Source organism: Daejeonella sp., from assembly GCF_037719425.1.
Classification (GTDB): Bacteria; Bacteroidota; Bacteroidia; order Sphingobacteriales; family Sphingobacteriaceae; genus Daejeonella.
Window position 1 is genome coordinate 1 of record NZ_JBBJNI010000117.1, and the last position, 10,067, is coordinate 10,067.

Here is a 10,067-nt window from a genome sequence, read left to right on the forward strand (position 1 = left end):
ACTTAGGATCTGGCGCTTCACGGCGTGGGGGTTCGAGTCCCTTCATCCGCACTGATCAATTCCCCGGTTACAAGACCGGGGAATTTTTGTATAACGAGAAACGATTAAATCTTATAAAATGAACATTACACAGGACAAAATAGACAATCTTAATTCTGTATTAACGGTAAAGATTAATCCTGACGATTACAAAGAACGCGTAGAAAAAGCGATAAAAACACAGGCAAAGAAGGCCCAGCTTCCGGGATTCCGTAAAGGAATGGTTCCGGCATCCCATATCAAAAAAATGTATGGAAAGAATATCCTGGTTGATGAGATCAACAATATTCTTAACGATACTCTAAATAATTACATCACTGAAAATAAGCTGGAGGTCCTTGGACAGCCACTTCCAAAAATTGATGACAGCAAAGATTTCAACTGGGATTTTACTGACGAGTTTGAGTTTATTTACGAATTGGGATTAGCTCCTGAATTTAGCCTTGATTTTTCATCTAAGGATAAAATCACTCTTTACAAAGTTAAAGTTGACGAGGAAACTCTGGCATCCCGTATTACCAATTTGCGTAAATCTTATGGCAAAATGTCAAATCCTGACGTATCGGCAGACGATGATGTTTTGTACGCAGATTTGAAGCAGCTTTCTGCTGATGGTTCTGTTTTTGAAGAGGGAATAAGCAACACAGCATCGGTGCGTTTGGATCAGGTGAATGATGGCAAGATCAAGAAATCCCTGATAGGGCTAAAAAAGGACGATGTTGTTGAATTAGATGTCCATAAAGCATTTGACAGCAACGTTACCATTATAGCGAAGCTTCTTAATATTTCTGAAGAAGATGCGCAGGACCTGAAATCGAAGTTCCAGTTAACTGTTAAGAATATTAACCGTTTAGAGGAAGGTGATCTAAATCAGGAGTTCTTTGATAAATTATTTGGTGCTGATGTTGTTAAGACTGAAGAGGAGTTCAGAGAGAAGATCAGAGAAGAGTTGGAATCAATGATGGTTCAGAATGCGGATCAAAAGCTTCAGGCAGATATGCTGAAGTTCGGTCTGGATAAAGTAACTATGAATCTTCCGGATGAATTCCTTAGGCGCTGGTTGAAAGCTACGAATGAAAAGCTTAGTGATGAAGAACTGGCTCAGGGTTATGATGATTTTGCACGCAATCTGAGATGGACATTGATCGAGAACAGGATAATCAAGGATAATAAACTTGAGATCAAATACAATCAGGTTTTCGAGACGGCAAAGAAACGTTTGGACGCACAGTTCAAAATGTATAGCCCGCAGCCTCTTTCAGAAGAGCAGTTAGGTCAGTATACGGCTCAGTTCTTGCAGGATAAAGAAAATGCCAATCGTATTTTCGAAGAAGTAAAGGCTCAGCACGTGTTTGATTATCTAAAGAGCGTTGTTACTTTAGACACCAAAGAAATAGAGTACAATAAATTTTTAGAATTGAAATAGCCTATGATTTAGATATGGGTTATTGACTTCTAATATTTTGAAATTCATTATAAATTACAAAATAACTCATACCTTAAATTATAATATTCAATATGAACATCGATAAAAACGAATTCCGGAAATACGCAGTAAAGCACCATCGTATTGGCAGCCAGCACGTAGATAGTTTCATTGGGCGGGTAAATAATGCTTCTTTACCAAGTGCAATGACACCTTATATCATTGAAGAGCGTCAATTGAACGTAGCACAAATGGATGTGTTCTCACGTTTGATGATGGATCGTATAATTTTCCTTGGTGATGCTGTACATGAAGGTATTGCCAACATTATCCAGGCTCAGTTGTTGTTCCTTCAATCTACTGACGCGAAAAGAGATATTCAGATCTATATAAATTCTCCGGGTGGCTCTGTCTATGCAGGCCTTGGGATATACGATACTATGCAATATATAGCGCCAGACGTCGCCACTATCTGTACAGGTATGGCTGCATCCATGGCTGCAGTATTGTTATGCGCTGGTACTAAAGGTAAAAGAGCAGCGTTACCACATTCAAGGGTTATGATCCATCAACCATCAGGAGGTGCACAGGGTGTGGCTTCAGACATGGAAATAAATTTGAGAGAAATGCTTAAATTGAAAAAAGAATTATACGATATCCTTGCGAAACACTCTGGACAACCATATGAGTGGGTTGAGAAAGCTTCGGATCGTGATTACTGGATGAAGGCTGACGAGGCAAAGGAATATGGTATGATTGATGAGGTATTAGTTGGAACCGGAGATAAAAAATAATGAGTAAAGGAAATAAAGATATTAAGTGTTCTTTCTGCGGCTCCGGCAAGCAGGATACTTTGATGCTGATTGCAGGGCTGGATGCGCACATTTGTGATAAATGTGTTGCTCAGGCAAACCAGATCCTGGCGGAAGAGCTTAATGTCCGTAAAACTAAGTCAACTCAGACTTTTGAGACACTTCTTAAGCCTGTTGAGATAAAAACTCACCTTGATCAATATGTTATTGGCCAGGATCAGGCTAAGAAAATATTGTCTGTTGCTGTTTATAATCACTATAAGCGCCTTAACCAGAAGATCGGGAAAGACGAAGTTGAGATTGAAAAATCTAACATTATTATGGTGGGCGAGACGGGAACCGGGAAAACACTTTTAGCTAAAACCATAGCGAGGGTATTAAATGTCCCATTCTGTATTTGTGATGCGACTGTGTTGACAGAAGCAGGATATGTTGGAGAGGATGTTGAAAGTATCCTGACCCGTTTGCTGCAGGCCGCTGATTATGATGTGACTGCTGCCGAACGTGGCATCGTTTATATCGATGAAGTTGATAAAATTGCCCGGAAGAGTGATAACCCATCAATTACTCGCGATGTTTCAGGAGAAGGCGTCCAGCAGGCTCTGTTAAAGATTTTGGAAGGCACTATCGTGAACGTTCCGCCTCAGGGAGGAAGAAAGCATCCAGATCAAAAAATGATCGCGGTGAATACGAACAATATCCTGTTCATTTGCGGAGGTGCATTTGATGGTATCGAGAAAAAGATCGCTAACAGGCTTCGTACTCAAACCGTAGGTTATAAAGTTGACAAGGAAGATCTTAACATCGACTTGAAAAACCTTTACAAGTATATCACTCCGCAGGATCTAAAGTCTTTTGGACTTATTCCCGAGCTTATAGGACGGTTACCAGTGATTACCCATTTGAATCCACTCGACAGGGAAACACTATTAAGTATTCTTACAGAACCAAAGAATTCCTTAATCAAGCAGTACAAAAAGTTGTTTGAGTATGAGGATGTCAAACTTGAGTTCGAGAAGGATGTAATGGAATTTGTTGTAGATAAAGCAATGGAGTTTAAGCTGGGTGCACGTGGCCTTCGGTCCATTTGTGAAGCCATAATGATCGATGCAATGTATGAAACACCCTCGGGGAAGAACACGAAGGACCTGTTCATTACGCTCGATTATGCAACGGATAAATTTGAAAAATCCGACCTCACGAAACTAAAAGTAGCATAAGAAAGCCCCCGATTAAATCGGGGGTTTTTTGTACTATAAAAAATTAAAATATGAACGAAGAAAAAGACGTAAAAAAAGACCCCGTGGAAGGGGCAAATAAAACAAAAAAGAAAAAGGAAGTAGAGTCTCCGGTTAAAGCGGGACTTAAAAATAAAGAAGACATAGTAAATAACTGGCTGCCAAGGTACACGGGCCGGCCGCTAAGTGATTTTACCGGATTTATATTGTTAACTAATTTCTCCAGATATCTGAATCTCTTTTCAGAGTGGAATGATAATGCTCCTATTGTTGGTTTAGACAAACCAATGCAGAGCGTTGCTGCTAACGGTATCACACTAATTAATTTCGGAATGGGGAGCCCTATGGCGGCAACGATGATGGATCTCTTGACTGCTATCAAACCTAAAGCAGTACTATTCCTGGGCAAATGTGGTGGGTTGAAAAAGAACAATAATATCGGTGACCTGATCCTTCCCATTGCCGCAATAAGGGGAGAAGGTACATCAAATGATTATTTTCCGCCTGAAGTCCCTGCTTTACCTTCATTTGCGCTTCAAAAAGCGATATCAACTACAATTCGTGATCATTCGCGTGATTATTGGACAGGTACGGTTTACACAACAAACCGTCGTGTTTGGGAACACGATAAAGTGTTTAAAAAATACTTGAAAAGCTTGCGTGCGATGGCTGTAGATATGGAAACAGCGACCATCTTTACAACCGGTTTCGCTAACAAAATTCCTACCGGCGCTCTGTTGCTGGTTTCCGATCAGCCAATGATACCGGAAGGCGTAAAAACTGCTGAAAGTGATTCTAAAGTCACCGAGCAGTATGTTGAAACACATTTAAGGGTAGGAATTGATTCATTGAAGCAACTAATTAATAATGGTCTTACAGTAAAGCACCTTAAGTTCTAGAATCAAATATTCTGTGCCAATCCTCCTTCGAGGATTTCATCCCACTCAATGATGGTTTTTCATTTTCCTTTGATATATTTCCCATGCGCTGGATGAAATAGCTCTGCAATAGCGCTGTTTACGTCACATTGCCCATTTGCTTAATTTTAAACGCACCACCTTCAGTCTATTTCCGTAATTTTGGATCATGTGGTACAACAATATTCTCGAAACGATTGGAAATACTCCTCTGGTCAAATTAAATGCTATTACTAAAGGCGTTAAAGCAACGGTATTGGCAAAAATTGAGACTACTAATCCGGGCAACTCGATCAAGGACCGAATGGCTGTTAAAATGATTGAAGACGCTGAACAGGATGGGAGGTTAAAACCAGGAGGAACTATTATCGAAGGCACATCCGGTAATACAGGAATGGGACTTGCTATTGCAGCTGTCATTAAGGGTTATAAGTGTATTTTCACAACTACAGACAAACAATCAAAGGAAAAAGTAGACGCGCTAAGGGCATTTGGCGCCGAGGTTATAGTTTGTCCTACCAATGTGGATCCGGAAGATCCGCGTTCATATTATTCTGTATCGACCCGTCTCGAGCGGGAAGTGCCAAACTCCTGGAAGCCGAATCAATACGATAATCTTTCCAATTCGAAAGCACATTATGAACAAACCGGGCCAGAAATTTGGGAACAAACTGAGGGCAAGATAACTCACTTAGTTGTTGGTGTTGGAACTGGGGGAACAATTTCTGGAGCGGGTAAATACTTGAAAGAAAAAAATCCAAATATTAAGGTTTGGGGAATTGACACATACGGTTCTGTTTTTAAAAAATATAAAGAAACCGGGGAGTTCGATAAAAATGAGATTTATCCATATATAACTGAAGGAATTGGTGAAGATTTTCTCCCTAAGAATGTCGATTTCGATGTTATAGATCGTTTTGAGAAAGTTACTGACAAGGATGCGGCTCTTATGACCCGTGAGATTGCGCGCAAGGAAGGGATATTTGCAGGCAACTCAGCCGGATCGGCTCTTGCAGGGCTTATGCAATTGAAAGGCGAATTAACGGAAGGTGACCTTGTTGTAATAATATTCCACGATCACGGATCGAGGTATATGGGCAAAATGTATAATGAGGATTGGCTTCGTGAACGGGGTTTTCTTGCAGACGAAAAACTTACAGCAAAATCCATCTTATCCCGGAGAGATCGGCAAGACATCATCACTATCGATTGTGAAAAATCCGTACTTGAGGCGATAAATACGATCAAGGCACTAAATATCTCACAAATTCCTGTAACTCAGCAGGGTATGATAATCGGAAAGCTTACAGAAAGCGACATATTAAATTCTGTGCTCGACAATCCAGGATTAAAATCGGGAAGTATTAAAGAGATCATGACAGCGTCTTTTCCGTTTATAGACCTGAATACGTCGATAGACAAAATTTCATCAATCATCAATAAAGATAATGTGGCAGTGTTAGTCGAGGACGAAGGAGGTAAAATTGAGATCATCACTCAGTACGATATCATTAACGCTATTTCTGCCTGATCGAACCTCCGGCTGCCTGATTACCATTCACAGCTTACTCGTTCAGCTCTTTAAGGCGCTCAGTTTTGTAAAAGTTGTTTATATCAACCAGGGGCTCTGATAAAAGATAGATGCCCGTGTCTTTTTCTCTGGCATAAGGGTTCTCAACTTTGCCGATATTAATCCTTGTGCCGAAAGCGCTGGCGATATCATCAATATCATCGTCGATCATAATGATGTACTTAATTTCAATGCGATCAGGGGACCATAAAGCAAAACTACTGCTTAAACTCACAGGTTCCGGCAAATTATATTTATCGCCATAATGCTGAATAGCGCCCGCTAGCCCATAATTTCCCGCTATCAACGTAGCTTTTGACCTTTCCGTTCTTGGGATTTTCTGATATGCTACCTCTGCATATTTTGCTATTTCTTCCCAACCCAGCATATCTGCATAGTCTTGAGTTGTAGCATGAGTTTTTTGATCTTCCCATTTTACTGGAAACTCCAGCCCGCTTTGAGTAGTGAATTCGAAAAAGCGAAGTGTCGAAGCGAAAGGTAGAATCGGTATGACAGTCGGGACGAGCAGTAATGAAGGTGCTAACAGCAAGCTAACAGCAGCGTAGCGAAATGGTGCTACAATGCTTCCTAAAACTTTCTGAAGACAAATCCCGCCCGCGGCAAAAAGCATTGGAAATGCACCGAAACTGTAATAAACCTTGCCATTGAGAACTAGTAATATGATCACCACCAGAATGAATGAGTAAGCTATAAAAATATATCTCTTGTTGCTATTGGTGAAGAAGAAATAGATGAGCCCGGAAAGCCAAATTACCGAGGCAGAAGCGTGAGTAATTAAGAGCTGAATCACAAATTTAAAGGGATCAATATAATCAAGTTGCTTCGCCTTTAGTTCCCTCATATGGGATACCACAGGTAGTTCATGGCTTATTTGCCAGATAAGATTAGGCAGGAAAATAATAAACGCGATAAAAAATGAAACGATCCAGGCTTTGTTTAGTAAAACCCTTCTTTGAGGGCTGATCAGGAGGGCGATAATAAGTGAAAATATAAAGAATGCCATTGTGTACTTGGTGAGCATGCCAAGTCCTACTGTTAAGCCCAGGAGATAGATATAATTTGTTTTCCGGGTTTGAATATGCTTTAAAACCAGATAGGCTGATATGACCCAGAATAGTTGATCAAAAACAACTGGTTGTAATAAATATCCGGATGCAAGGAATGAAGGAGAAATCACCATAGCCGAGCAAGCCACAATTATAGAAAATCGTCGCCCATTCATTGAGATTACGAACAATCCCGTCATAAACACAATTAGCGCACTTGCTATCGACGGCAAAATCCTCATTGCAAAAACGCTGTCTCCTAAAAAGGCGTAGGAAAACCATGATATACCTGCAATAAAAGGGGGAACCTCTTTATAACCCCAGTCAATATGCTCAGACATCGCCATGTAGAGGAGTTCGTCCCGGTGAAATCCAAAATTACTGTTTGACACAAGGTGCAGGGTCAGCTTAAGGATTGTAAAGAAAACGATTAGTTGGATTTCCTTCGCGTTTCGTTTATAGAACGACATGAGAACTTGGATTAGATTTAAATCTACAAAAAAAACGGATTGATAGGTCAATCCGTTTTTGCGTAAGTTTTTGAGGTTTAATGTCCGCTGTCAGTTGCAGTAATGCGTTTAATGTTAGCACCCAGTGCTCTTAATCTGATATCAATATCCTGATAACCGCGTTCTATTTGTTCGATATTGAAGATCGTCGAAGTCCCTTGGGCAGACAATGCTGCGATAAGCAGCGATACGCCAGCACGAATATCGGGAGAGGTCATTGAAATACCCCGAAGCTTTACCTTTTTGTCCAGTCCGATTACAGTTGCACGGTGGGGATCACATAAAATGATCTGGGCTCCCATGTCAATCAGCTTATCAACGAAGAAAAGCCGGCTTTCAAACATCTTTTGATGAATCAGGACGTTTCCCTTAGCCTGCGTAGCTACAACAAGCATGATACTGAGCAGATCGGGTGTGAATCCAGGCCATGGAGCATCAGCAATAGTCATGATCGATCCGTCGATAAAGGTATCAACCTCGTAATGTTTTTGAGACGGAATATAAATATCATCTCCGCGAAGTTCGAATTGTATTCCGAGTTTTCTGAAGACCTCTGGTATCATACCCAGTTCCTCGAATCTAACATCCTTGATCGTAATCTCTGATTCAGTCATGGCCGCTAAGCCGATGAAGGATCCGATTTCAATCATATCAGGAAGCAATCTGTGCTCGGTTCCGCCTAACTTTTTAACGCCTTCGATAGTTAACAAATTCGAACCTACACCTGTAATTTTTGCGCCCATGCGGTTAAGCATTTTACATAACTGCTGCAGGTAGGGTTCGCACGCAGCATTGTAAATAGTTGTGATGCCCTTGGCAAGCACAGCCGCCATAACCACATTGGCTGTGCCCGTTACCGAAGCTTCATCCAGAAGGATATATGCACCTTTCAGATCGCTCGCATCAACATTGAAAAAGTTGGTCTTTTTGTCATAAACAAACCTGGCGCCCAGTTTCTCAAAACCCAGAAAGTGAGTATCCAACCGTCTCCGGCCGATCTTATCACCTCCGGGCTTCGGTATGGCTGCCTTTCCGAAACGTGCCAGTAGGGGACCCACGATCATAATAGATCCCCGTAAGCTGCCACCTTTTAAACGGAATGCTTCAGAGTGGAAAAAATCAAGATTAATATTGGATGCCTCGAAAGTGTAGGTGTCTTTGCTTAAACGTTCAACTTTAACGCCCAGGTCCCCGATTAGCTCAATGAGCTTATTCACATCTTTTATATCCGGAATATTGCTGATCGTTATTTTCTCCGCAGTAAGAAGTACAGCAGAAATAATCTGTAATGCTTCGTTTTTTGCCCCTTGAGGGATTATTTCGCCCTTTAATGGCTTACCACCAACAATTTCAAATGCGTTCATCTACTATGGTAAATTTTAATTTTTGGATAAAGCCATATTGGTTAGATGGCCGCCCTTTTATAACAATGAATTTCGATCAATAGTTACAAGGAGAATCTCAGACTAATACCTTTTGCCCCCAGAATTGTTTGATCTCTGGCGATTCGACCCGCCAGTATTATTCCGGCTGTTGGTGTTTTGTCTATTCTTATTGTTTTGGTTGCTATTTCTCTGCCTATTGTTCGCAGGACTGGGCTGGCGAACTTCAATACGTTGCAAATTGACATTGTCTTCCAGCTGTAGTGCACCATTGGACATTTCACGGAGGTCCTTTATTATTGTTTCATCAGCCACGCTATCCTTGTTCCAGGTCACATAAGCCATTTTCATGAAGTTTGCTATTGATTGTACCATAAGCTGCTTCCGTTGTGGTTCATCAATTGCTTTGGCGCGGCTGATCATTAGCTCAACTGTTTTTCCATAATGTTTGTACTTAATTCGCTGCTGCGGATAGGATAACGGCGCTGGCTTAAAACGAATGGCGTCCTCAGAAGGTTTCGGATATGGTGAATCCACATCAATCTTGAAATCGGATATGATGTGCAAATGATCCCACAATTTATGTTTAAAATCAGCGACATCGCGAAGATGGGGATTTAAAAAGCCCATCAGATCAATCACAACCTGAGCATAACGATTTCGCTCATCTTTGGTAGGAAGATCAACGATATATTTAACCATATTCTGCACATTACGTCCGTACTCGGCAAGAATTAGTTTTTTTCTTGTGGTGTTATAATCAAATGTCATGGTAATTCATTAATTCCGCTATCTCAAATATGTGGTTTTTGAGCTACAGAGCGGCATTTTGGTTTTATTTAACAATTTTCAATTTAGCAAATTTTAGCAATAATTGCTTCTGTCCTAAATCTTTAAAAAATATCGTCGCCTTGACATCTGGTTTATTCCCCTCAAGGTTAATTACTTTTCCATAGCCAAAGCGTTCGTGCTCAACTTCCATACCAACCTGGAGGCCGGAAGTGTCAGAAGGAGCGAAGTCTGCACTTGGTATGTGAGCCTTCGGTAAAATTGATGTTGTTTTTTGAGGAGCTGCTGGTTTTGGCCGGCTGAATGTTTCTTTTTGCT

8 protein-coding genes and 1 pseudogene are annotated in these 10,067 nt (G+C 40.9%); 5 read left to right on the forward strand and 4 right to left on the reverse strand.

Annotated elements, in window-relative coordinates:
• Nucleotides 1-118 precede the first annotated feature (118 nt).
• The 5 genes from tig to WKF69_RS14315 all read left to right on the forward strand — a co-directional run bounded on the left by tig (nucleotide 119) and on the right by WKF69_RS14315 (nucleotide 5,963).
• On the forward strand, nucleotides 119-1,465 hold the full coding sequence (gene tig, locus WKF69_RS14295; RefSeq protein ID WP_340382751.1) for a trigger factor: 1,347 nt from the start codon (nucleotides 119-121) through the stop codon (nucleotides 1,463-1,465).
• 92 nt (nucleotides 1,466-1,557) lie between these two features.
• On the forward strand, nucleotides 1,558-2,259 hold the full coding sequence (gene clpP, locus WKF69_RS14300) for an ATP-dependent Clp endopeptidase proteolytic subunit ClpP (protein WP_340382752.1): 702 nt from the start codon (nucleotides 1,558-1,560) through the stop codon (nucleotides 2,257-2,259).
• Nucleotides 2,259-3,497 carry an ATP-dependent Clp protease ATP-binding subunit ClpX gene (clpX, locus tag WKF69_RS14305; RefSeq protein WP_340382753.1) on the forward strand — a complete coding sequence of 413 codons (1,239 nt, stop codon included), beginning with the start codon at nucleotides 2,259-2,261 and terminating at the stop codon, nucleotides 3,495-3,497. Before clpP ends, clpX begins: the two co-directional genes overlap by 1 nt.
• A 50-nt stretch (nucleotides 3,498-3,547) precedes the next feature.
• Complete coding sequence (locus WKF69_RS14310; RefSeq protein ID WP_340382754.1) at nucleotides 3,548-4,414, forward strand: AMP nucleosidase; 867 nt, start codon at nucleotides 3,548-3,550, stop codon at nucleotides 4,412-4,414.
• 187 nt (nucleotides 4,415-4,601) lie between these two features.
• Nucleotides 4,602-5,963: a pyridoxal-phosphate dependent enzyme gene (locus WKF69_RS14315; protein ID WP_340382755.1), complete on the forward strand. Its 1,362-nt coding sequence runs from the start codon at nucleotides 4,602-4,604 to the stop codon at nucleotides 5,961-5,963.
• 34 nt (nucleotides 5,964-5,997) lie between these two features.
• Here WKF69_RS14315 and WKF69_RS14320 read toward each other — a convergent pair whose 3' ends face one another.
• The 4 genes and pseudogenes from WKF69_RS14320 to WKF69_RS14335 form a co-directional block, all read right to left on the reverse strand.
• Nucleotides 5,998-7,539 carry a glycosyltransferase family 39 protein gene (locus WKF69_RS14320; RefSeq protein ID WP_340382756.1) on the reverse strand — a complete coding sequence of 514 codons (1,542 nt, stop codon included), beginning with the start codon at nucleotides 7,537-7,539 and terminating at the stop codon, nucleotides 5,998-6,000.
• Between the two features lie 77 nt (nucleotides 7,540-7,616).
• Nucleotides 7,617-8,942 (reverse strand): UDP-N-acetylglucosamine 1-carboxyvinyltransferase, encoded by a 1,326-nt coding sequence (gene murA, locus WKF69_RS14325; protein ID WP_340382757.1) that lies wholly within the window; start codon nucleotides 8,940-8,942, stop codon nucleotides 7,617-7,619.
• A gap of 102 nt (nucleotides 8,943-9,044) precedes the next feature.
• Nucleotides 9,045-9,731 carry a DUF4290 domain-containing protein gene (locus WKF69_RS14330; RefSeq protein WP_340382758.1) on the reverse strand — a complete coding sequence of 229 codons (687 nt, stop codon included), beginning with the start codon at nucleotides 9,729-9,731 and terminating at the stop codon, nucleotides 9,045-9,047.
• A 64-nt stretch (nucleotides 9,732-9,795) separates the two neighbouring features.
• A pseudogene (locus WKF69_RS14335) lies at nucleotides 9,796-10,067 on the reverse strand (ATP-dependent DNA helicase); the annotation flags it as partial.